This window comes from Rhizobium sp. LjRoot258 (assembly GCF_964254185.1).
Lineage (GTDB): Bacteria > Pseudomonadota > Alphaproteobacteria > Rhizobiales > Rhizobiaceae > Rhizobium.
This window is the reverse complement of record NZ_CAXUST020000001.1, coordinates 2,362,209-2,383,799: the sequence shown is the minus strand read 5'-3', so window position 1 is coordinate 2,383,799 and position 21,591 is coordinate 2,362,209. Positions and strand designations below refer to the sequence as shown.

Sequence of the window (21,591 nt, the reverse complement as noted above, 5' to 3'; positions counted from 1 at the left end):
CGGTAAGAGTGTATCGAATGGGGAAGGGCTCTGCCGCACCCCGATGGAGAACTTTCGATGATGCAATTTCTGGCCAAGGCGGGGCTTGCGACGCTGCTCGCCGCCGGCACTGTTGCCGGGGTAGCTGCACCGGCATCCGCTCAGGTAGACGTCTACATTGGCAGTGGTCGCCCGCCACCGCCTCCCGGTTACTATCGCCCGCCACCGCCTGACTATGATCGCCCGCGGCCGCGTCCGCGTGGCTGTGACCCGCGGCTCGCAGAAGATATCGCGCGTGACTACGGCTTTCGTCGTGCCCGCGTGGTCGACGTCACGCCCCGCCGCGTGATCGTCGAGGGCTGGACGCGCCGTGGCGCCGATGAAATCAGCTTCGGCAATATCCGCGGCTGCCCGGTCCTGCGCCGCTAACGGTCCCGATCACCAGACTCTGAAAACCAGAAAACCGCCTTTGCCAACGTCATTCGGTTCCGGCAAAGGCGGTTTTTTGGCACTTAGGGGATCGCGTGCGAGGCCGATTGAGCTGGTCGCTCCACGTCGCCGGTCTCGTCGGTCGATGTTGCAAGCGGCGCCTGGCTGTCAGCCGAAACGACGGCTCGCGGCAGCGGCGTACCACGCTTCTTTTCACGGGCCAGCGTCAGCAAGCCCGAGCAGATAATGAGAACGATGCCGGCAGCCATCGGAAGGTCGATGGTGTCGTCGAAGATCAGATATCCGAACGCGATCGCCCACAGCATCTGGCTGTACTGAGGAGGGGCGACCAGGCTTGCCGGTGCCAGCCGGGCGGCTGTCATCAGCAGCACGTTACCGGCCGCGCCAAGCAGGCCATAGCTTGCGATGAACAGCCACTGGCGCGGGGTTGGAACAACCATCTCCGACAGCATCAGCATGCCACTGACGGCAAGCGTGCCGAGCAAGGCTGCGCCGTACAGCGACAGGCGCTTTTCGCCCGGCCCCATCTTTCGCATGATAACGATCGAAATTGCTGCAGCCAGGCCGCCGATCGCCGCCGCAAGATGACCGACCGACAACTCGCGGAAGCCCGGACGGAGCACGACCAGAACGCCGATGAAGCCGACGATGACGGCGGCCCAGCGCTGCCAGCGTACGTCTTCCCCGAGAAAGATGACGGACAGAATGGTCACGAACGACGGCAGAAGGAACAGCAGACAGAAGGCCTCAGCCATCGGCAGCTTTGTGAATGTGATGATCGAAGCGATTGCTCCGATGGCGCCGCAGACGAACCTCAGCAGCCAAAGGGTGCGGTTCGTGCTCCTGACGATATCGACCCAGGTGTCATCTCTGCCTTTGATGAAGGGCAGCGCGGCGCAGCCGAACAGCGCACCGATGAAGGCGATCTGATAGGCCGGCACGCCGCCATGCAATATCTTGATCGATGCATCGCTGAAGGCAAATACGGCATAGGCGCCGAACGCAACGAGAACACCGCGCAGCGGCGAAGAATGGGCTGTCATGGCTCTAGATTCGTCCGGAGGAGAGTCTTTGAACTCTTACGGACCGCCGGCGGCAACGCGAGAGCCGATTGCGAATAGCTGCCATGCACAATCGCAAGCCCGGCTGTCATCATTTATCAGCTCGCATATGCCTCCAGGGGACTTTGCGAGCGCCGCCGAAGGAAATCCACGAGCAGGGGGTGCTGACCTTTCAGGATCTTTCGCTCCGCATCCGCCAGCGTGAACCATTGGGCTCTATCCACTTCGGGAAATTCCACCATCACACCGGAGCGCGGCGGCCACTCCATCTGGAAGCGATTGCTGGCCGTTGCTTTGAGATCGATGTCGGCCTCGACCGCCCAGGCAGCAACGATCTTGCCACCGGGTTGCTTGTATTCCCCGAGATGGTGAAAGCTTCCTTCGACGTCGACGCCCAGCTCTTCGCGGGTTTCACGTCTTGCCGCATCAAGTTCATCTTCATCCTCGTCGACGAGGCCCTTGGGGATAGACCAGGCACCGATGTCCTTCTTTGCCCAGTAGGGGCCCCCCGGGTGAACCAGGAGGACCTCGTAGCCACCATCATGGAGGCGGTAAATCAGCAGGCCTGCACTTCGCTTCGCCATATCGACTGCATCCTTCTGCTTACGGGCAAGAGCGCTGGGCGCGGCGCGCGCCCACGCGCTGTCTCAATTCGGCGTCTGGCGAAGAGCCACGCCGTAGTCGCGGTATACGCTCAGGCAATCGGTATAGCTAAGCGAGCCGTTCTCGCCGTAAATGACATGGGCGCTGGATGCGCTGGTCGCCGCTTCTTCCGATACGAAGAGGATCGCTTCGCCAAGCGATTTTCCCGTGATCGGCTCCTCGGTGCCGTCTTCCTGCATGATGCCTTCAATGATTGCCGCTATTTGGCGGTGGCTAAAGACCGCCCGTCTGTCTTCCGGTGTCATCGTCCTTACCTCTGCTTGAAATCAATGGATCAATCTGCCCAGCCGAAGCGGCTTCATGACGTCTTGCGCAGCTCTGCCGAGATAGCTGCTCCGCTCGTCGCAATGCCCTAACAATGAGGGGCGGCAGGCGCTTTACCTGACCGTCGCCCGATATCGCCGTGCGCGCAAACCGCAACTGCCGGCCGCTTAATTCGCGAGCCGCAATAGGTCGCGACAGGGCACTACATAGAGTCGGATCGTCGACCGACAAGATGGTTGCTGATAACTATCACCATCTAGTGACATGATGGTCCATCCTGCTCCTCACGATTGCGTTTGGCAATCGGGATGCGTACCCCTATATCGACGCTCACCACGCAAACGGAAGCGATAACGGATATGTTTCAAGCCGCGACCATAAGTTCCGCCAACAAGGCCGATTTCTACAAGGAGCTTTGCCAGCAGCTGAAAGGGCTGCTGCATGGCGAAAGCGATACGATCGCCAATGCCGCGAATACATCGGCTCTGATGTTCGAAATGCTGCCGGATCTCAACTGGGCGGGCTTCTACTTCCTGAAATCGGACAAGGAGCTGGTTCTTGGACCATTCCAGGGCAAGGCTGCGTGCGTTCGAATCGCGGTCGGCCGCGGGGTCTGCGGTACGGCTGTGGAAAAGGGGACTTCGATCCTCGTCAAGGACGTATATGCGTTTCCCGGGCATATCGCCTGTGACGCCGCCTCGCGTTCGGAACTCGTGGTGCCGCTGCAACATAACGGTAAAATTCTTGGCGTCATCGATCTGGACAGCCCGACCGCGTCGCGCTTCGACGTCGCCGATCAGTCCGGCGTCGAAGCTCTGGCCCGGATTTTCGTCGAGGCCAGCTATTAGCCCCAGCCATTGGCCTTTGAAGCTGCGAGCATCAGAGTTTCGAAGCCGACGTCTCTCAGGCAAAACGGGACGAGCCTGCGCAGACCGTCCCTTCGTTGTTTTCAAACAGCAAGCCTAAACGCTACTGCTTTCGCTTCTTGGCTTCGTCGTCCATCAGCTCATACCACATGGCGTTGAGGACGGCGAAGGCGGCGGCCAGCGGGAGGCCGAGGATCCATGCGAAATACCACATCGTCTTTCTCCTTCAGTAAGCGTGGCCGCTCTTGTCGGTGATGGTCTCTTCATCGACCTTGCCCCAGAGGACTTTGTAGACCCAGGCGGTGTAGGCGACGATCAGCGGCAGGAAGATCAGCGACACGACAAGCATGACGAACAGCGTCGTGTGGCTCGACGAGGCATCCCATACCGTCAGGCTCGACCTCGGGTCGAGTGAGGAGGGCAGGATGAACGGAAACATCGAGAGACCGACGGTCGAGATGATGCCGAAGATCGAGAGCTTGCTGAAGAGCAGGGTAGCGACTTCCCATTTTGCCCGAAGGGCGAGGAAGGCGGCGGCTGCTCCGAGGAAGCCGAGGACCGGCGCAATCAGCATCCACGAGTGGGTGCCATAGTTCGCCAGCCAGGAGCCATCGTGGGTGGCCGTCTTGAGCAGAGGGTTCGACGGGCCGGCCCGGTTGATCTCGCTGGTGATGGCGTAGCCACTCACACCAAGCGCCAGGAAGATGCCGCCGAGTGCGAAAAGGACTATGACGATGAGCGCGGCGAGGCTGCCATAGCTTCTTGCCCGTTCGGCGACCGTGCCGCTTGCTTTCAGGACCAGCCAGGAAGCGCCGTGCATGACGAACATGGCGACCGAGAGCAGGCCACAAAGCAGAGCGTAAGGGTTGAGAAGGCCAAAGAACGAGCCCTCGTAGAAGATGCGCATGTCAGCCGGGTCGAAGCGGAACGGCACGCCTTGCAGCACGTTGCCAACGGCGACGCCGAAGATCAGCGACGGTACGAAACCGCCGACGAACAGCGCGAAGTCCCAGTTGTTGCGCCAGCGGGCACTCTCGCGCTTGGAGCGATACTTGAAGCCGACCGGGCGCAGGATGAGGGCGAACAGGATCGCGAACATCGCGAGGTAGAAGCCCGAGAACGACACTGCATAAAGCGGCGGCCAGGCGGCGAAAGTCGCGGCCCCGCCAACGATCAGCCAGACCTGGTTTCCTTCCCAGACAGGGCCGATCGTGTTGATGGCGACGCGGCGCTCCGTGTCCGTCTTGGCGACGAAAGGCAACAACGTGCCGACGCCGAGGTCGAAGCCATCGGTGACGGCAAAGCCGATCAGGAGGACGCCGAGAAGCAGCCACCAGATCAAGCGCAGGATTTCGTAGTCTATCAGTTCGTGCAGGATCATGATGGTTACTCCGCAGCGGAAACGAGGGTTTCGGAAATAAGCTCTGCTTCCGGCTCGTCGTCCGGCTCCGGCCCCTTCTGGATGGCCCTGATCATCAGCGTCATCTCGACGATGATGAGCGTGGTGTAGAGGGCAGCAAAGCCGATGATCGTCAGCAGTACCGTGCTTGCGCCGAGGCTCGACACCGCCATAGCCGTCGGGAGAACGCCTTCGATGACCCACGGCTGACGGCCGATTTCAGCAACGATCCAACCCGATTCGATGGCAATCCAGGGAAGCGGGATCGCGAAGACGGCAATCTTCAGCAGCAGCGGGTACTTGTCCAAATGACGCCGTGCCGAGAGCCAGAAGAAGGTGGCCGTCAAGACAATGAAGAACATGCCGAGCCCGACCATGATGCGGAACGACCAGAAGAGCGTCGGTACATGCGGGATCGTGTCTCGTGCGGCTTGGGTGATCTGTGCGTCGGTGGCCCGGCGCGGATCGTCGACGTAGCGCTTCAGAAGAAGAGCGTAGCCGAGCTGGTGTCCCAGTTCCTCGAACGAGGTGCGGACCTCAGGTGCGATGCCGTCCGGCGTTGCTGCGGCGCGGATCTGCATCAGCGCGTCGTAGGCCTTGATACCGTCGCGAATGCGGGCTTCCGCCTGCTGTTCGAGCTTGTCGATACCGGGGATCTCCGTCGTCAGCGAGCGTGTGCCGATCAAACCCATGACCCAGGGAATATGGACGGCAAAATGCGTCTCGCGCGCGTCCTGGTCGGGGAAGCCGAAGGCGGTGAAGGCGGCCGGCGCTGGTTCCGTCTCCCACATCGCCTCGATGGCGGCGAGCTTCATCTTCTGATTCTCGGTTGCGAGGTAACCGCTTTCGTCACCGAGGACGACGACCGAAAGCGCCGATGCCAGACCGAACGATGCCGCAACCGTCATTGAACGCTTGGCGATTTCGAGGTGTCGACCCTTCAGCAGGTACCAGGCCGAGACGCCGAGCACGAAGATCGATGCACAGACATAACCGGCCGATACGGTGTGGACGAACTTCGCCTGGGCGACCGGATTGAAGACCACGTCGAAGAAACTGGTGATTTCCATGCGCATTGTCTGCGGATTGAGCGCCGAGCCGACCGGGTTCTGCATCCAGCCGTTGGCGACAAGGATCCACAGAGCCGAGAAGTTGGAGCCGAGTGCCACGCACCATGTCGCGACGAGGTGACCGACCTTCGAAAGCTTGTCCCATCCGAAGAAGAACAGGCCGACGAAGGTTGCCTCAAGGAAGAAGGCCATCAGCCCTTCGATGGCCAGCGGTGCGCCAAAAATATCGCCGACATAGTAGCTGTAGTAGCTCCAGTTCATGCCAAACTGGAATTCCATGACGATGCCGGTGGCGACCCCGATTGCAAAGTTGATGCCGAAGAGTATGCCCCAGAACTTCGTCATCTGCCGCCAGACCTGGCGGCCCGTCATGACGTAGACGGTTTCCATGATGGCGAGCAGCACGGAGAGCCCGAGCGTCAAAGGCACGAATAAAAAGTGGTAAAGCGCAGTCAGCGCAAACTGGAAGCGCGATAGCGCGACGATGTCTAGTTCCATTGTCTTTCTCCCACGGTCCCACGGGGTAGGAAGGTTTCCGCCAAACCGGATTGCCTGGCGGTCATGCGGTGTGGCTCAGTCCGGTCTCAGTCGGTTCAAGGCCTTTTCGAACGCTGCCTCTCCGCGGCGCGAAACGTCTGTGATGCGCCCATCCTCCATGACCGCGATGACGTGCGCGATTTCGGCCTCTCGACGGATATGCGTGGCGATGACGAGCGAGCGTCCCTGCGCCTTCTCCACCAGACGGCTCATGACATCGCGCGCGGTTGCGCCATCGAGGCCTTCCGTCGGCTCGTCCAGCAGCCAGAGCGGCGCGTCGCGCAGGAAGAGGCGGGCGAGGGCAAGGCGGCGCGATTGACCGCCCGAGAGCCCCATGCCGCCTTCGCCAAGCGGCGTGTCGAGGCCGCGCGGCAGAGCGACGACGTCGCGGAGGAGACCGGCGGCGGCGAGCGCCCCCTGCAGCGCGACGTCGCTTGCATCGGGGCTCGCGAGCTGCAGATTGCCGCGAACGCTATCTTGGAAAAGCTCCGTGCGCTGCGTCAAGAGGGTCGCGTCGACGCATTCGACGGCTCCGTGGCTGGCCTCTATTTCGGCTGCGAGAAGCGATAGGAGTGTCGATTTGCCGGTACCGCTTGCGCCGATCAATGCAAGTTTTTCGCCGGTCTTCAGATCGAGGTTGATGTCGCCTAGCACAGGCATTTCAGCGTCATATCCCGCGGTCACTTCGTTCAGGCGAAAAGCCAGACCGGGCGCCGATGCAGCGTTGCGCTGTGCGCCTTCATCTGCCGACAAGCGCGGCGCGATGCGGCGGGCGGCAAGCAGGGTTCGGCCGAGCTCCATCGCACCACGGCGCAGCGCACCGAAGGGCTCGACTGCGGCGAATGCAATCAGCACCCCGAGCGCGGCGACCGGCGGGCTGATTGTGCCCGCTCCGCTCAATGCTGCCCCAGCCATGAGCGAACCGCTGAGCAACGCGGTAGCGGTGAGGCCGAAGCCGAATGTGACGCCGGCTTCGACGCGGTTGAGGCGGTCGTCGGCGCCGGCGGCATAGCGGTCGGCATCGGCGATCGCCGAACGCTGCGCATCGAGGCACCCGGCCATCAGCAAGTCCGTCTGGCCGGCGACGAGATCAACGGTGCGAGCGCGAACGGCCTCGATGCCATAGGCACGGCGGCGAGCATGCTTTGCTGCCCGACGTCCGCCGACGAGGGGAATGCCGAGACCGGCGGCAAGCAGCCCGATGCCGGCGGCCAGTCCGAAGAGTGGATGCATGAGGCCGAGCGCGATGCTCGCGGCAATCGCCGCGGCGATCGCAACGCCGGCCGGAACCAGCACGCGCAGGTAAAGGGGCTCGAGCGCGTCGATGTCGCCCGTCAATCGGAAGAGCAGGCGGGCGGGCCGGCGTGCCAGTTCTTGCGCGGCACCGGGCATTGCCCATCCGCGGAACAGGCGTTCGCGCAGAGCGGCGAGCACGCTCAGCGTTGCGTCATGGGTGGTGAGCCGTTCGCCGTAGCGCGAAGCGGTCCGGCCGAGCGCAAGCAGGCGAATGCCGGCCGACGGCATGAAGACGTCGAAGGTGGCGACCGTTGCTGCCGAAAGCCCGGCGATGCCGGTTGCCGTGATGAACCAGCCGGAGAGGCCGAGCAGGGCAATCCCTGCAGATACCGTGGTCGCCGCAAGCGCGGCCCCGAGGAGCATGCCGCGGCGTCGTTCGGCCAGGAAGAGCTTGACGATCGGCTTGAGGTTGGAAAGCGATGCGCTCATTCGGCTGCCTCCCGTGCAGTTTCGGGATCGAGGACGATCGTCCGGTCCATGCGCGCGGCAAGCCGCGGGTCATGGGTCGCCACGACAAGCGTGCGTCCCCTTGCAAGAGCAAGCAGGCCCTCGGTGATCTCGCTTGAGGTCTCGGCGTCGAGGTGTGCCGTCGGCTCGTCGGCAAGCACGATGCAGGCGTCTCTATTGCAGGCGGCGCGGGCGATTGCGAGGCGCAGCGCTTCGCCGCCGGAAAGCCCCATGCCGCCATCGCCGAGCCGGCGTCGAGCGTGACTGCGGGCGAAGCGGCCGAGCTTGGCGAACTCGAGCGCCCTCACCACGGCCTGCATCGAAACGCCGGGCCGGCCGAGCGAAATGTTGCCTGCGATTGTGCCTGCAAATATGTGCGGCTTCTGGCCGACCCAGGCGATCTTGGCCCGCAGGGCGGGGTTGGCTGGCTGTCCGTCGATGCTGATGCTGCCGGTCTCGCAGGCAGCCTGGCCGGCAATCAGGGCGAGCAGGGTCGATTTTCCCGAGCCGCTGGCGCCGAGCAGTGCGACATGCTCGCCGGGACGGATGTTCAGATCGAAGGCGTCGATCGCGATGTCGGTATCCTTGCCGTAGCGGAAGCCGACATTCTGCAGTCGAATGGCGCCAGCTGGCGCGGTTGGCTTGCCCGCGCGCGGGTCGGCGTCCTCGGGAAGCATGAGGCCGCCAGTGCTCAGCGCATCGATAGCCTTGATCGCAGCTTCGCCAGCGGCGCGGTCGTGCCAGACAGCCGAGAGCTCGCGCAGCGGCTCGAAGAAGGCGGGCGCAAGCAACAGCACGAAGAGCCCGGTCGTCAGGTCGAGGCCGGCCGTCCAGGCGCCGAAGCGGATTTCTCCGAGCAGCGAGAAGCCGATGTAAACGGCGACCAGCGCAACACCCAGAGCCGCGAAAAGCTCCAGAACGGCCGACGACAGGAAGGCGATCTTCAGCACAGCCATCGTCCGGACCTTCAGCGAAACGGCGTCGGCTCTGAGCCTCGTGGCGGTCGCGTCGACGGCACCAAGCGCGCGCAGGGTGGCCAGCCCGCGCAGCCGGTCGAGGAGGAAACCGTTGAGGCCGCCGGTCGCTGCCAGCTGTTTTTCGCTTGCCGCCTGCGCGCGCCAGCCGATCAATGCCATGAAGACCGGGATTAACGGCATGGTGATAAAGAGAATGAGGGCCGCAATCCACGAAATCGGGAAGACGCAGGCAAGGATGACCAGCGGCACGGCACTCGCCTTGAAGCGGGCCGGCTGGAAGCGCGAGAGATAGGGAACGATCATCTCGGCCTGCTCGCCGAGAACGCTTGCGACCTCGCCGGAGCTCGGCTTCGTGCTGTCGATCGGCGAGCGTCGGGCAAGGGCTGCGGCGGCCAGTTCACGCCGCGCCGTCAGTTCGGCACGCGCGGCGCGAAATGCCAGGCGGCCGCCGGCCGCCTCGAGACAGCTTTTTGCCGTGCCGAGCAGAGCGATGGAGACGGCGAGCCACAGAACATTGTTGAAGCCGCCGCCATCGGCAATGCGGCCGACTGCCGTGGCGAGAAGTGCCGCCTGTGGGATCCACATGAGCGATGCCAGGGTCTGGATCGCGGCTGTCTTTCGCAACCCACCATGTCCGGGCACAGTATTTACCGGCTTGCCGAAAGCCTGCTTTCCTTTTGCGTCTAAGTAAGCACTCATAGCGCTAACTCTTGTTCGCAGGATTGGGCCGGCGGCTGCGGCCGAGCGAAACGACTCGGTCCTTGGCCTCCAACAGCTTCGTCACTTTCGCTCGGAGCGAGAGTAACGTTGCAAGCCGTTCGGTTTCAAGTTGTTTTACGTCCTCATACCAATGCGTTAGCTGTTCGATCAGCGCGTGCATCTCGCTCATGCGCTCCTGGGCATGGCGCTCGGCCTCGCTTGCAGGCCGCTGCATGAGGATTTCCCGCAGCACCGAGAGCGTCGGATCGACTTCGCGCTTTTTGCGCTCCTCCGCCAGCGTGCGCAGGATCAGCCAGACGTCATCTGGCGTCGTGAAGAAGTCGCGCCTGTCGTCAGGTCGGTGCTTCAGCAGGACGAGGTTCCAGGTCTGCAGTTCGCGCAGGCTCATCGACACGTTCGATCGCGAGATGCCGAGAGCGTCGGTGATCTCCTCAGCGCAGAGCGGCGAGGGCGACACGTAGAGCAGCGCGTAGATCTGGCCGACCGTGCGGTTGATGCCCCAGCGCGAGCCCATTTCACCAAAGTGCAGAACGAAGGATTGAACAAGCGGCGGAAGGTTCATCTCGGTTTCCGTTATGTCGGTGATTTCAGAAATTTCTGAAATTACTATAACTGGGTCGGTTCCATCGGCAATCGGCAAGTGAGGGCTGCGGCAATTTGGTGTCGCGGTGCGTCATGGGAAGATGCGGCGCGGCAAAACCGATCTGGATCAAACGGCGAGGGAATGTTTCGCCTGTTCCTGGTTGAGGTGGCGGTCGAACGTCGCGGCGTCCCGCACGAATGGGCCGCCCTTCGGCGTGATGGCGAAGGTGTTGCCGTCGGAGCTCGTCAGGCCGTCGTCGTTGAGAATATGCGCTCGCATGGCGTCGGTGCAGACGGCATCGCTGCGCGTCCGAAGCGCGAGCGCAAATTCGGCGATGGCAGACGCTGCGGCGCGGTGGCCTGAGGCGGGCTCGAAATCGTGCAGCCGGCGATTGCCCGCGTGATGCCGGACGATCTCGAGGCCTGCAAGCGTTCCGCATCCACATGCGTTGGGTCGATTTCGACGCTGATCTCGCAGTCCGGCTGGATATCGAAATGACGATCGGCGTGTCGCGCAATCTCTGCAGATCTCGTGGGCTCACGATCGTCGACGATCCGCCGCCGAAGCGGATGGCGCTGACCTTGCTGGCAGCAATCGGATCGTAGCGGCGCACCTGTTTGGTGTGGCAGCCGCAATAAAGGCAGAGCCGATCGCAGAAAGGGATGTGCAGGTAGAGTGACAGTGATGCATCAGCCGGTTGGCCGAGCCATTCCCGATAGATGGTTTCGCCGACGCCGGCGTGAAACTGCGCCGCGGTTGGATAGCCGGTCGCGCGGCACGGGAGCGGCTTAGCGGGCGATGAGTTCGGTGTTCATGCGTGTCCTTTCGGAGAAGCGCTAACCGGCCAAGAACCGTGACACCTTGATTTCGATCAAGAAAACGCTGTTGTCCCGCCGTGGCTGTAGTCTTTGCTTTTGCGCGGAGGTCCGCCACAAGGGCGTGTGCGGCGCGCTCAGCGCCGATGAGCTGTTGGCGCTTTCTGCGCATACGCGCCTCGTCAACCACGAAGCCGGCGATGAGCTGGCTGGCGAGAAGATGCCGGCCGAATCCTACGCCACTGTGATCCGTGGCGTCGTGAAGCTCACGAAGACCCTGGAAGACGGACGCCAACAGATCGTTGGACTGCAATTCGCTCCCGATCTCCTTGGCCGACTGAATGCCGACGAGAATGCCGTGTCGGTGGAGGCGGCATCCGACGTCAACCTCTGTCGCATTCCGAAAGTTGCGCTGGAGCGCATGGTCAAGACCAATCCCGCGCTTGCCGAACGACTGATGACGCAGACACTGCGCGAGCTGGACGAGGCGCGCGACTGGATGGTGACGCTGGGGCGAAAGACGGCGGCCGAGAAGGTCGCAAGCTTCTTGCTCCTGATCGCGACGCATCTCGATCCCGAGGCGACCGGTGACCGGCGCCAGTTCGACCTGCCGCTTTCGCGGGCGGATATTGCGGACTTCCTCGGGCTGACGATCGAAACCGTTTCCCGTCAAATGTCGAAGCTGAAGGCCGATGGGATTATCGGGATCGTTGCCAATCGGCATATCGACGTGCCGAAGCTTTCAAAGCTCAAGGCTTTCTGCGGTTCCTGACAACCTCTCGGCGGCACGCTCGAATGCATGTTGCCGAGGCAGCCCATTTGGTGCAGGAGTGCTGGTCCACCTCGTTCCATAAGAGATACGCATGTCTGCCGAACCCAATCCGCTTGTTTCCCGACTGTCTCCCCCGCCGATCCCGTCCGTCCTCGCTTGGGCTCGTGAATACAGGGGCGGGAAGGGGCCGCTGGTCGACCTTTCGCAGGCCGTGCCCGGCTATCCCGCGCACCCCGATATGCTGCGGCTGTTGGGCGAAGCGGCGTCGTCACCGAAGATGACCGGCTACGGGCCGATCGAGGGCGAGGGCGTGCTGCGCGAAGCCTATGCGCGGCATATGTCGGCGCTCTACGGCGCCGCGGTGTCGTCAGACAACATCCATATAACCGCCGGCTGCAATCAGGCTTTCATGTCCGCGGCGATTGCGCTTGCCGGCTCCGGCGATACGGTGGCGCTGACCAATCCGTTCTATTTCAATCAGGAAACGACGCTGTCGATGCTTGGCATCAAGCGTGCCCTCGTCGAGTGCGATGCGCAGAACGGTTTCTTGCCAGACGTTCGGTCCGCCGAAAAGGCTCTGGCCGCAGGTGCGAAGGTGCTGGCGATCGTCACGCCGAACAATCCGACCGGCGCGATCTATCAGCCGGCGTTGCTGCACGACCTGTTGATGGTGTGCCGCAAGCACGGGGCGTGGCTGATCGTCGACGAGACCTATCGCGACTTTCTGCCGGATGGCTACGGCGCGCCGCATCCGCTGCTGACAATTCCGGGCTGGGAAGACACGCTGATCCTGCTTTACAGCTTTTCGAAGTCCTTCTGCATTCCCGGCCATCGCCTCGGTGCGATCACGGCCGGTGCGAGTGTCGTTGCCGAAATCACCAAGGTGATGGACAATATGCAGATCTGCGCTCCTCGCGCTGCGCAGATTGCCGTTGCCGAGGCGATGCCAATCCTCGCCGATTGGCGTGCAGGCAACCGTCTGGAAATCGCGCGCCGCGCGGATGCGCTCAGGGCCGTAATGGCAGTCTTGCCCGGTTGGGAGATCGGCGCGATCGGCGCCTACTTCGCCTTCATCCGTCATCCCTTCGAACAGCTCGGCTCATCGGCCGTCGCGGAGCGGCTGGCGAAAGAGGCGGGCGTCGTTTGCTTGCCGGGCAGCTATTTCGGCGAAGGGCAGGAGCGTTATCTGAGGCTCGCTTTCGCAAATGCCGATGCTGCTTTGATTGGTCTCCTCGCAGAGCGCCTTCAATAGCAAACCCAAGGCGACAAAGGCCCGCATGAGCGGGCCCCTTATTGCTTCTGGCTCGTAGCTCGTCTCTTTTATCAGACCACGACAGTCAGCGGCGGTATCCGCTTGTCTGCTGGGCTATCCTGTTCGGAGGCCTCCAGCAGATTGAGCTCCCGCCGCTCCTTCTCCGACACGATCGCAAGGTCGATGACCTTCTGCAGGTTGGCAGCGTGGCGGAAGGTCGGGTCGTCCTGCTTTCCGGTTCTGACCGCTTCAGCAAAGCGCTGGTAGTTGGTGAGAACCGCAGGCACTTCGAGGTCGCGCCAAGTGGCGGTCTCGATGTCCTCGCCGAAGCAGCCGCGAAGGTCCGAACCATCGGGACGATGGATCACTTCCAGGCTGCCCTTTTCACCGTAGATGCGCAGCTTCAGTTCGTTGAGGTGGCCGGTCGCCCAACGAGTGGCGTGAATGACGCCAAGCGCACCGTTGGTGAAATCGACCGACATGGTGAAACTGTCGTTGGCGTCGAGGAGATATTCGCCGATCTGGCCGCCCGGTGCCTTGTTGAAGGTCTTCAGGCGGGCAAAGACATGGTCGATATCGGTTGCTGCGCCATAGGCGGCGAAGTCGAGGATGTGGATGCCGACATCGCCGAGCACGCCGTTCGAACCGTGACCGGTCGACAGGCGCCATAGCCAGCGCGATTCCGTGCGCCAGTCACCCCAGGCGCGAGAAACCAGCCAGCTCTGCAGGTAGGAGGCTTCGACATGGCGGATCGTGCCGAGCTCGCCGGCCAGCACCATTTCGCGGGCGCGCTGCAGAGGAGCCACATTGCGATAGGTCAGGTTGACCATGTTGACGACGCCCGCAGCTTCCGCGGTCTCCGTCATCTCCAGCGCGTCGGCATAGTTTTCCGCCAGCGGCTTTTCGCAAAACACATGCTTGCCGGCGGCGATCAGCGCCAGACTGGTCGCATGGTGGATGCGATCCGGCGTGACGTTGGTGGCGGAATCGAATTCGCCCCATGCGATCGCTTCCTCGAGCGTCTGGAAACGCTTCTCGATGTGGAAGTGATCGGCAAATTCGGCGAGGCGAACCGGGTCCGTGTCAACGGCGCCGACAACCTCCACACCATCGATGGCGAGGAAGTTGGCAACCTGGTTTTTGGCCATAACGCCTGTGCCAAGAACGAGTAGACGCATTGCTATGCTCCTCAGCGGTAACCGGCTTCGCCGGCCTGGTGCAGTCTCGGACCGCGCTCGACGATCGGTTCGAGCGCCTTTTCGACCGGAACGTTCGGGGCATCGGTGATGCTCTTGAGATCGCCCTGCGGGTTATAAGCCCATTTCACGCCGTTGATGAGTACCTTCTGGACGTTGGCATCATGATAGGTCGGATAGGTTTCATGGCCGGGGCGGAAGTAGAAGATGTTGCCCGCGCCACGGCGCCAGGTGAGGCCGGATCGGAAGACTTCGCCGCCCTGGAACCAGGAAATGAAGACGGTTTCCAGCGGCTCCGGTACGGAGAATTGCTCGCCGTACATTTCCTCGTTTTCCAGCACGAAATTCTCGTCGATACCGGCTGCGATCGGGTGGCGCGGGTTGATGGTCCAGAGGCGTTCGCGCTCGCCGGCCTCGCGCCACTTCAGCGCGCAGGGCGTGCCCATCAGGCGCTTGAAGATCTTCGAGAAGTGGCCGGAGTGCAGAACGAGAAGGCCCATGCCTTCCCAGACGCGCTTGGCGACACGCTCGACGACGACATCGGAAACGGCGCCGTGGTCCTTGTGGCCCCACCAGGTGAGGACATCGGTTTCGGCGAGGCGGGCTTCAGTCAGGCCGTGTTCAGGCTCCTGCAGCGTCGCCGTCGTCGCGCTGATACCTGGATCGGTGTTCAGCGCATTGGCGATGGTGGTGTGCATGCCCTCCGGATAGATGCCCCGAACGATGGCATTGGTGGTTTCGTGGATGTTTTCACCCCAGACAATGGTGCGAATAGCCAAGTTACTGCTCCTTCATGCGATAGTGGACCGAAACCGATGGGAAGCGGTCGGATCCTGTGGTTTGGTTGGTGTCAGGCCGCGCCTTTGAGGGGCATCCTCTCGAGCGCGCGTCCGGATTGGTCGAACCGGTGAATGCAGCCCTGAAGCGGGGCGACGCCCAGTTTCTCGCCGGGTCGGTGGCTCGATACGCCCGTTTCGCGAACGACGAGCGGTTCGCCGATGCCAATGTCGAGATAGACGAAACTGTCCGAGCCGAGGATTTCCGAATGGATGACGGTTCCCGTCCAGGCGGGCGCCTGCTGCACGATCTCCATGTGTTCGGCCCGCACGCCAATGGTGTGGGCGTTGTAGGGTGCCGAGAATTCGCCCGTCAGGAAGTTCATCTTCGGCGAGCCGATGAAGCCGGCGACGAAAACGGAATTCGGCGTCTCGTAAAGCTCGAGCGGCGTGCCGACCTGTTCGACGACGCCGTCGCGCAGCACGCAGATGCGGTCGGCCAGCGTCATTGCTTCGACTTGGTCGTGGGTGACGTAGATCATCGTCGTGCCATGCATGCTGCGATGAAGCTTGGCGATCTCCAGCCGGGTGGCGACACGCAGCGCAGCATCGAGGTTCGACAGCGGCTCGTCGAACAGGAACACCTTCGGATCGCGGACGATGGCGCGGCCGATCGCCACGCGCTGGCGCTGACCGCCCGACAGCTGGCGCGGCAGGCGTTCCAGATAAGGCTTGAGCTGCAGCATGCCGGCGGCCTGCTCGACACGCGCGTTGCACTCGTCCTTGGTGCGGCCCGATAGCTTCATGCCGAAGGCCATGTTCTCGAACACGGTCATGTGCGGATAGAGCGCATAGGACTGGAACACCATCGCGATGCCACGCTTGGAAGGGGCAAAGCGGTTAACGGCTTCGCCATCGAAGGACAGCGTGCCCGACGAGATGTCCTCCAATCCGGAGATGAGCCGCAGCAGCGTCGACTTGCCGCAGCCCGACGGGCCGACGAAGACCATGAATTCGCCCTTGCGGATATCAAGCGAGACGCCCTTGATGACTTCGAGCGCGCCAAAGCTCTTGCGGATATTATCGAGTCGAATCTGTGCCATATCTTGCTTTCTTCAACCTTTGACGCCGCCGGCTGTCAGGCCGGAAATGATGCGTCGCTGGAATATCAGGACCAGGACAACGACGGGTACCGTGACGATGACGGATGCCGCCATGATGTTGCCCCAAGGGATTTCAAACTGGCTGCCGCCCGAAAGCAGGGCGATGGCAACCGGAACGGTTCTTTGAGCGTCCGACGAGGTGAATGTTAGGGCGAAGAGGAATTCGTTCCAGGCCGTAATGAAGGCAAGCAGGCCTGTGGTGACCAAAGCAGGCCACATCAGCGGCATGAAAACCTGCGTGATGATGACCCAGGGGGAGGCGCCGTCGACGATCGCCGCTTCCTCGATTTCGATAGGCAGATCGCGCATGAAGGTGGTCAGCACCCAGACCGTGAAGGGCAGGGTGAAGATCATGTAGGAGAAGATCAGCGCGAAAGGCGTGTTGAAGATGCCGATCCAGCGGATCAGCTCGAACAGGCCAGCCAACACGGCGATCTGCGGGAACATCGAGACCGACAGGATCGTCAGCATCAGCAGTGCCCGGCCGCGGAAATTGACGCGGGCAAGCGCATAGGACGCGGTGATGGCGAGCAGCAGCGAGGCTGCGACGACGAGGCAGGCGACGAGCAGAGAATTTCCCAGGCTGCGGATGAAGCTGCCTGTGGTCAGGACGGTCGTGTAGTTGGTGAGCGAGATCGACGTCGGCCAGTAGTTCACCTCGAAAAGGGCCGTGCCGGCTTTGAAGCTCGTCAGGATCGCATAGTAGAACGGGAAGACCGCAACGATGACGATGACGGTGACGAGCAGATAGAAGAGCGTGTTCTTGGTCAGCGTCAGCAACATCAGCGTTCGCTCCCACCGAGTTTGACGCGACCGAGCCACATGTAGAGCACGGTAACCGTTGCGATGATCAGGAAGAGCACGGTTGAAGCGGTTGCCCCGTAGGCGAACTTGTCGAAATCGAAGAGGTTTTCACGCGCCATGACGGACATGGTCTTGGTCTGTGCGTTGTTCGGCGTCAGCACATAGATGAGGTCGAAGATGCGCATGGCATCCAGCATACGGAAGATGACGGCGACCATGATGGCCGGGCGCACCAGCGGCAGCGTCAGCCGCCAGAAGACGCGGATCGGGTTGATGCCGTCGATCTTGGCCGCCTCGTAGATATCGGCGGGGACCATCTGCAGGCCGGCGAGAATGAGCAGCGCCATGAAGGGCGTCGTCTTCCAGATATCGACGATCAGCACCGCGATCATCGCCGTGTCGGGATTGGCGGTCCAGGCGATCTTCTGGCTGATCAGACCGAGGCCAAGCAGGATGTCGTTCAAGATGCCGAACTGATCGTTGAGCATCCAGGCCCACATCTTGGCGGAAACGATGGTCGGGATCGCCCAGGGAATGAGAATGGCGGCGCGCACGATGCCGCGGCCTGGAAACTGTGCGTTTAGCACCAGGGCGACGACGAGGCCGAGGACGGTTTCGATGGTCACTGACAGAAACGCGAATTTCATCGTGTTCCAGACGGCGCCCCACCAGGCGGGATCGGCCAGCAGGCCGCTATAGACGGTGCGTCCGCTCTTGAGCGTGATCCAGGAGAGGTAATTCTTGAAGCCGACGAACTGCGCGTCGCCGAGGCTGGTGAGCGATGCGTTCGTGAAGCTGAAATAGATGGTTCTGAAAAGAGGCCATCCGGCAACGACTGCCAGAATGAACAGGGTCGGAGCCAGGAACATCCAGGCAGAGTGGACGCGCTCGGCGCGCAAATCCGACGAGGTGCTTAGGGCGCGCGCTCGCGATCCGACGCTTTGAGAAACTGCGGCTTCAGTCATGAGGTCCCCGCTTCTTGAGGCGATTGACGATGGCGTCTTCAGGAGAGAGCAGCGGCGGGAGTTCCGCCGCTGCCAGTACCGTCGATCACCAGTTGTCGCCCTTTAGCGACATCAGGTCGGCTTCGAGAAGCTCGAGGTTTTCTGCGGAAGTACCGTTGCCGGAGAGGGAATTGTGAACGGCGGTCCAGAACTTCGAGGAAACCTCGTTGTACTTGACCTTGGCCGAAGCGGAGGGACGCGGAACGGCGTTCTGGAAGATCGGCTTCCAGTTCGGCATGAACGGCTGCGCGGCAGCGATGTCCTTGTCATCGTAGAGCGCCTGCAGGGTCGGCAGGTTGGACAGCTCGATGGCGCGCTGCTTCTGGCTCTCCTTGGAGGTTAGGAACTTGACGAGCGCGATCGCGGCGTCCTGGTTCTGCGAATACTTGGAAACCGCAAGGTTCCAGCCACCAAGCGTCGAGGACGGGGTGTCGCCTTCCTTGGCGACCGGAAGCGTCGTTACGTCGAACTTGCCCTTGACGGCGCTGTCTGCGCCATTGCCGAGCGCGTAGGCATAGGGCCAGTTGCGCATGAAGACGGCGTTGCCGGTCTGCCAGACGCCGCGGGACTCTTCTTCCTGATAGGCCAGCACGCCAGGAGGAGAGATCGTTCCGATCCATGCCTTGGCACGGTCGAGCGCGCCTGCAGCCTTCTCGTTGTTGATGGAGATGGTGCCATCCGCTTCGATGATCTGACCGCCGCCCGACGACTTCACCCATTCGAGCGCGTTGCAGGTCAGACCCTCATAGGCGTTGCCCTGGAAGACAAAACCCCAGAGATCCTTCCGGCCGGCGCCGCGTTCCTTCTCCTGGATTTCCTTGGCGGTTGCCGCCATTTCGTCCCAGGTCTTCGGCGGCTGCTTGCCGTACTTGTCGAGCAGGTCCTTGCGGTAGAACAGCGCCGGTGCATCGGTGTAGAGCGGCATGGCGACGAGGCGGCCGTTCACGGTCTGCGAGGCGATGATCGACGGGAAGAAATCGCCGACGACATCCTTCGCCGCATCCTTCAGGTCGACGAACTGATCGGCCAGCTGCGGCGCCCAGATGACGTCCGTCTGATAGACGTCGACGTCCTTGTTGCCGGCGGCAAGCCAGAGGCGATACTGCGAAAACTGCTCGGTCGAGGAGGATGGCATGGTCACGATGCTGACCTTGTTGCCGGTTGCCTTCTCGAAGGCGTCGAGTTGCTTGCGGAACAGCTCCAGGTTCTTGCCGGTGGAGCTGGCGGAGATGCTGATGTTGGCGGCGAGGGACGGCTGTGCGACGCCAATCAACGCGGCAGCAATGGCGACCGCTGTGAAACGAAACTTCATATCTTCCTCCCAAAAGAACCAAACATTGAGAAAATTGAAAACGGTTTGGCTGGAAAAAACTGTCAGAAGGTCGATATTGAGTCAAGCGGGCACTCGTGTCAAAGTCGTACAACCGCCATCACATATTGATAACAAAGAAAAATCATAGAGATGGCGCTGGTTTTGGTTGTGGGAAAAGAACAGGATCGCCCGCCGAGGAATATCTAGAATTGAAAACGGTTTGGCTGTTTGCGAACTGCTAGGCTTAGGCCATAAGGAAGACAGCACCTGCTGGCGTCCAGCCAGGTAGGCCAGGACGAAAGACACAATGTCGTATGAAGCTTAAAGAGTTCGCCAAGCAGGTGGGATTGTCCCCGACAACCGTCAGTCGGGCGCTGAGCGGCTACCCCGAGGTGAGCGAGACCACACGTGCACGTGTTGCGGAAGCTGCTGTCCGGCTGGGTTACAGCCCGAACGTCAATGCCGTGCGGCTGAAGACCGGTAGGGCCGGGGCGATCGGAGTGGTGATGGGGCGGGCCGGCGAATTCCACTTCGCCGAGTTCATGGCCGGTATGGCGGAGCGACTGGTGGCGGAGGAGACCGACATTCTCGTCATCCCGATGTCGGATCCGAACCATGAAGACGAGATGCAGCTTTATCGACGACTCGTGGAGAGTCGACGCGTGGACGCGATCATCGTGCATTCGCCCAAACCCGAGGATGAGCGCATTGCGCTACTCCACGAACTCGGCATGCCGTTTCTTGTGCATGGCCGATCCACCATCGACGTGCCGCATGCCTGGCTCGACATCGACAACGAAGCCGCGATCAAACGAGCAACATCGCATCTGATCGACCTCGGCCATCGGCGTATTGCAATGATCAATGGCCGGCCGGGCGCCACCTACGCCCTTCATCGAGACAGCGGGTTTCGCAAGGCCCTTCAAAGCCACGGTATAGAGCCCGATGCGCAGCTGATCGCCAACGGGAACTTCACCGACGAGCTTGGCTTTCGTTTCGCGCGGTCCTTCCTGGAACAAGCGAACCCGCCGACTGCCTTTGTGGCGGGATCCATGATGACGGCGCTCGGCGTCTATCGCGCGGTTCGATCGCTGGGGCTGCAGATCGGCCGGGATGTCTCGGTGATCGCCCACGACGACGTTTTTCCGTACCTGACAGCAGACAATATGGTGCCGTCGCTTTCGGCGACGCGGTCTTCGATGCGGGCGGCCGGATCGCGTTGCGCCGATCTTGTCTTGCAGCTGCTGTCGGGGCGGTCGCCGCTGGAGATCCACGAATTGTGGCCTGTCGAACTCATCCTGCGGGAATCGACAGGGCCGGCGAGGCCGTCCAAGCCCTGATCCTCCTCGTTTCGGTGCCAGGGGCTCCGACTGCTGGGCCGCCCGGGACGGATGTGCGGGTAGAATATCGCGCGTTTGCACGAAAATCTGGAAAGATGGTTTCAGCAAATGGCGGATTTCGGTCCGTGGTTGATTGAGCGGACGGCGCCAAAGCTGCATATTGGCAACGGTTGCTGACGCATGTCGACCATCCTCCCGGTCGATGACGCAACTGTTCCCTCTGGAGGTCCTTGACCTCATACTCTCAGCCACCGTGCAAGCGGTGGCTATTTTTTTGCGCGCTGGACACCGCCCCGCTGGTCGCAACGCGGAACATTGGCTTGTGGCTTCTGTCTCTCGGAAGAAGAAAAGGGGAAGTCAGCGTCATGCCAGCGTCATGCGGGTCGTCGGCACACAGGTCATTCCCAAGACAGTGAGAGGGCAAGCAGGAGATCGTTTCTTCTGCTCCGCTGCGGTTTTAGGGTTGCCATCAAACGCAAAAAGAGTGCCGCAGCCCGCCGGTCCCGGAACTTTTTTGCCTCCAATCTGTTGAATCCTCTCGTTGCAAACGCGGGCGGGTGATCACGTGCCTCACATCCGAAAGATAAATCGCAAGAGCGGGCAGATGGATGCCCGAGACCGGCTGATTATTGCGCTCTATGCGCAGCTCAAGGCCGAACGCCAGACGCGTGAGACCCTTGAATGGGTGATCCGCAACGGAGGACTATCGAAGGATGTGCTCGAAGCCATCGCTGCCGACCCGGTTCCGGTGGTGACGAGCGACGACGTCGCATCCGTTGAGAAGATCATAGCCTTGGATGAAAGGCGCCGGCGTAAACTGCAAAACGACAACTGAGGGGAATGTC

The 21,591-nt window shown here is 61.8% G+C and carries 23 protein-coding genes; 8 read left to right on the top strand and 15 right to left on the bottom strand.

The features are described 5' to 3' along the window. The first annotated feature begins 57 nt into the window (after positions 1 to 57). Positions 58 to 408, top strand: coding sequence for a hypothetical protein (locus ACSQ9D_RS11810; RefSeq protein ID WP_037118029.1), 351 nt, complete (start codon positions 58 to 60; stop codon positions 406 to 408). An 83-nt stretch (positions 409 to 491) separates the two neighbouring features. Here ACSQ9D_RS11810 and ACSQ9D_RS11805 read toward each other — a convergent pair whose 3' ends face one another. The 3 genes from ACSQ9D_RS11805 to ACSQ9D_RS11795 all read right to left on the bottom strand — a co-directional run bounded on the left by ACSQ9D_RS11805 (position 492) and on the right by ACSQ9D_RS11795 (position 2,398). Continuing rightward, positions 492 to 1,472 (bottom strand): DMT family transporter, encoded by a 981-nt coding sequence (locus ACSQ9D_RS11805; RefSeq protein ID WP_037118028.1) that lies wholly within the window; start codon positions 1,470 to 1,472, stop codon positions 492 to 494. 116 nt (positions 1,473 to 1,588) lie between these two features. Beyond that, a complete protein-coding gene (locus ACSQ9D_RS11800; protein WP_436282385.1) occupies positions 1,589 to 2,074 on the bottom strand; it encodes an NUDIX domain-containing protein in 486 nt (161 codons plus the stop codon). Between the two features lie 63 nt (positions 2,075 to 2,137). Next, entirely contained in the window at positions 2,138 to 2,398 is a 261-nt protein-coding gene (locus ACSQ9D_RS11795) for a hypothetical protein (protein WP_024317561.1), read from the bottom strand. Between the two features lie 378 nt (positions 2,399 to 2,776). Here ACSQ9D_RS11795 and ACSQ9D_RS11790 point away from each other — a divergent pair, with 378 nt between their 5' ends. Beyond that, positions 2,777 to 3,265: a GAF domain-containing protein gene (locus ACSQ9D_RS11790; RefSeq protein WP_436283821.1), complete on the top strand. Its 489-nt coding sequence runs from the start codon at positions 2,777 to 2,779 to the stop codon at positions 3,263 to 3,265. Between the two features lie 121 nt (positions 3,266 to 3,386). Here the strand turns inward: ACSQ9D_RS11790 and cydX are convergent, their stop codons facing one another. The 6 genes from cydX to ACSQ9D_RS11760 all read right to left on the bottom strand — a co-directional run bounded on the left by cydX (position 3,387) and on the right by ACSQ9D_RS11760 (position 10,291). After that, entirely contained in the window at positions 3,387 to 3,497 is a 111-nt protein-coding gene (cydX, locus tag ACSQ9D_RS11785; RefSeq protein WP_007790147.1) for a cytochrome bd-I oxidase subunit CydX, read from the bottom strand. A 12-nt stretch (positions 3,498 to 3,509) separates the two neighbouring features. Then, entirely contained in the window at positions 3,510 to 4,664 is a 1,155-nt protein-coding gene (cydB, locus tag ACSQ9D_RS11780; protein WP_436282384.1) for a cytochrome d ubiquinol oxidase subunit II, read from the bottom strand. 5 nt (positions 4,665 to 4,669) lie between these two features. Continuing rightward, positions 4,670 to 6,250 carry a cytochrome ubiquinol oxidase subunit I gene (locus tag ACSQ9D_RS11775; RefSeq protein WP_436282383.1) on the bottom strand — a complete coding sequence of 527 codons (1,581 nt, stop codon included), beginning with the start codon at positions 6,248 to 6,250 and terminating at the stop codon, positions 4,670 to 4,672. Positions 6,251 to 6,325: 75 nt separating this feature from the next. Next, positions 6,326 to 8,014: a thiol reductant ABC exporter subunit CydC gene (gene cydC / locus ACSQ9D_RS11770; protein ID WP_436282382.1), complete on the bottom strand. Its 1,689-nt coding sequence runs from the start codon at positions 8,012 to 8,014 to the stop codon at positions 6,326 to 6,328. Continuing rightward, positions 8,011 to 9,708, bottom strand: coding sequence for a thiol reductant ABC exporter subunit CydD (cydD, locus tag ACSQ9D_RS11765; RefSeq protein WP_436282381.1), 1,698 nt, complete (start codon positions 9,706 to 9,708; stop codon positions 8,011 to 8,013). Before cydD ends, cydC begins: the two co-directional genes overlap by 4 nt. A gap of 4 nt (positions 9,709 to 9,712) precedes the next feature. Continuing rightward, positions 9,713 to 10,291 (bottom strand): GbsR/MarR family transcriptional regulator, encoded by a 579-nt coding sequence (locus ACSQ9D_RS11760; protein WP_436282380.1) that lies wholly within the window; start codon positions 10,289 to 10,291, stop codon positions 9,713 to 9,715. Between the two features lie 162 nt (positions 10,292 to 10,453). Between ACSQ9D_RS11760 and ACSQ9D_RS11755 the strand changes: the two genes are divergently transcribed. The 4 genes from ACSQ9D_RS11755 to ACSQ9D_RS11740 all read left to right on the top strand — a co-directional run bounded on the left by ACSQ9D_RS11755 (position 10,454) and on the right by ACSQ9D_RS11740 (position 13,151). Next, positions 10,454 to 10,675, top strand: a complete 222-nt coding sequence (locus ACSQ9D_RS11755) for a hypothetical protein (protein WP_436282379.1) — start codon at positions 10,454 to 10,456, stop codon at positions 10,673 to 10,675. A gap of 80 nt (positions 10,676 to 10,755) precedes the next feature. Further along, positions 10,756 to 10,917 carry a hypothetical protein gene (locus ACSQ9D_RS11750; RefSeq protein WP_436282378.1) on the top strand — a complete coding sequence of 54 codons (162 nt, stop codon included), beginning with the start codon at positions 10,756 to 10,758 and terminating at the stop codon, positions 10,915 to 10,917. 334 nt (positions 10,918 to 11,251) lie between these two features. Beyond that, a complete protein-coding gene (locus ACSQ9D_RS11745) occupies positions 11,252 to 11,899 on the top strand; it encodes a Crp/Fnr family transcriptional regulator (protein WP_436282377.1) in 648 nt (215 codons plus the stop codon). A 91-nt stretch (positions 11,900 to 11,990) separates the two neighbouring features. Then, a complete protein-coding gene (locus ACSQ9D_RS11740; RefSeq protein ID WP_436282376.1) occupies positions 11,991 to 13,151 on the top strand; it encodes an aminotransferase in 1,161 nt (386 codons plus the stop codon). A gap of 71 nt (positions 13,152 to 13,222) precedes the next feature. On the opposite strand, the gene ACSQ9D_RS11735 is transcribed toward ACSQ9D_RS11740, so the two are convergent. The 6 genes from ACSQ9D_RS11735 to ACSQ9D_RS11710 form a co-directional block, all read right to left on the bottom strand. Continuing rightward, on the bottom strand, positions 13,223 to 14,329 hold the full coding sequence (locus tag ACSQ9D_RS11735) for a Gfo/Idh/MocA family protein (RefSeq protein ID WP_436282375.1): 1,107 nt from the start codon (positions 14,327 to 14,329) through the stop codon (positions 13,223 to 13,225). A gap of 11 nt (positions 14,330 to 14,340) precedes the next feature. Then, positions 14,341 to 15,126 carry a ThuA domain-containing protein gene (locus ACSQ9D_RS11730; RefSeq protein WP_436282374.1) on the bottom strand — a complete coding sequence of 262 codons (786 nt, stop codon included), beginning with the start codon at positions 15,124 to 15,126 and terminating at the stop codon, positions 14,341 to 14,343. Between the two features lie 71 nt (positions 15,127 to 15,197). Next, complete coding sequence (locus tag ACSQ9D_RS11725) at positions 15,198 to 16,226, bottom strand: ABC transporter ATP-binding protein (RefSeq protein ID WP_436282373.1); 1,029 nt, start codon at positions 16,224 to 16,226, stop codon at positions 15,198 to 15,200. 12 nt (positions 16,227 to 16,238) lie between these two features. Continuing rightward, complete coding sequence (locus ACSQ9D_RS11720) at positions 16,239 to 17,069, bottom strand: carbohydrate ABC transporter permease (protein WP_436282372.1); 831 nt, start codon at positions 17,067 to 17,069, stop codon at positions 16,239 to 16,241. After that, entirely contained in the window at positions 17,069 to 18,055 is a 987-nt protein-coding gene (locus ACSQ9D_RS11715) for a carbohydrate ABC transporter permease (RefSeq protein ID WP_436282371.1), read from the bottom strand. Before ACSQ9D_RS11715 ends, ACSQ9D_RS11720 begins: the two co-directional genes overlap by 1 nt. 85 nt (positions 18,056 to 18,140) lie before the next feature. Beyond that, a complete protein-coding gene (locus tag ACSQ9D_RS11710) occupies positions 18,141 to 19,406 on the bottom strand; it encodes an ABC transporter substrate-binding protein (protein ID WP_436282370.1) in 1,266 nt (421 codons plus the stop codon). A gap of 314 nt (positions 19,407 to 19,720) precedes the next feature. Here ACSQ9D_RS11710 and ACSQ9D_RS11705 point away from each other — a divergent pair, with 314 nt between their 5' ends. Together ACSQ9D_RS11705 and ACSQ9D_RS11700 are read left to right on the top strand one after the other, a co-directional pair. Next, the gene (locus tag ACSQ9D_RS11705; RefSeq protein WP_436282369.1) at positions 19,721 to 20,746 is read left to right on the top strand and encodes a substrate-binding domain-containing protein; all 1,026 of its coding nucleotides are present in this window, start codon (positions 19,721 to 19,723) and stop codon (positions 20,744 to 20,746) included. Between the two features lie 604 nt (positions 20,747 to 21,350). Continuing rightward, positions 21,351 to 21,581 (top strand): hypothetical protein, encoded by a 231-nt coding sequence (locus ACSQ9D_RS11700; RefSeq protein ID WP_436282368.1) that lies wholly within the window; start codon positions 21,351 to 21,353, stop codon positions 21,579 to 21,581. The last annotated feature ends 10 nt before the right edge of the window (positions 21,582 to 21,591 follow it).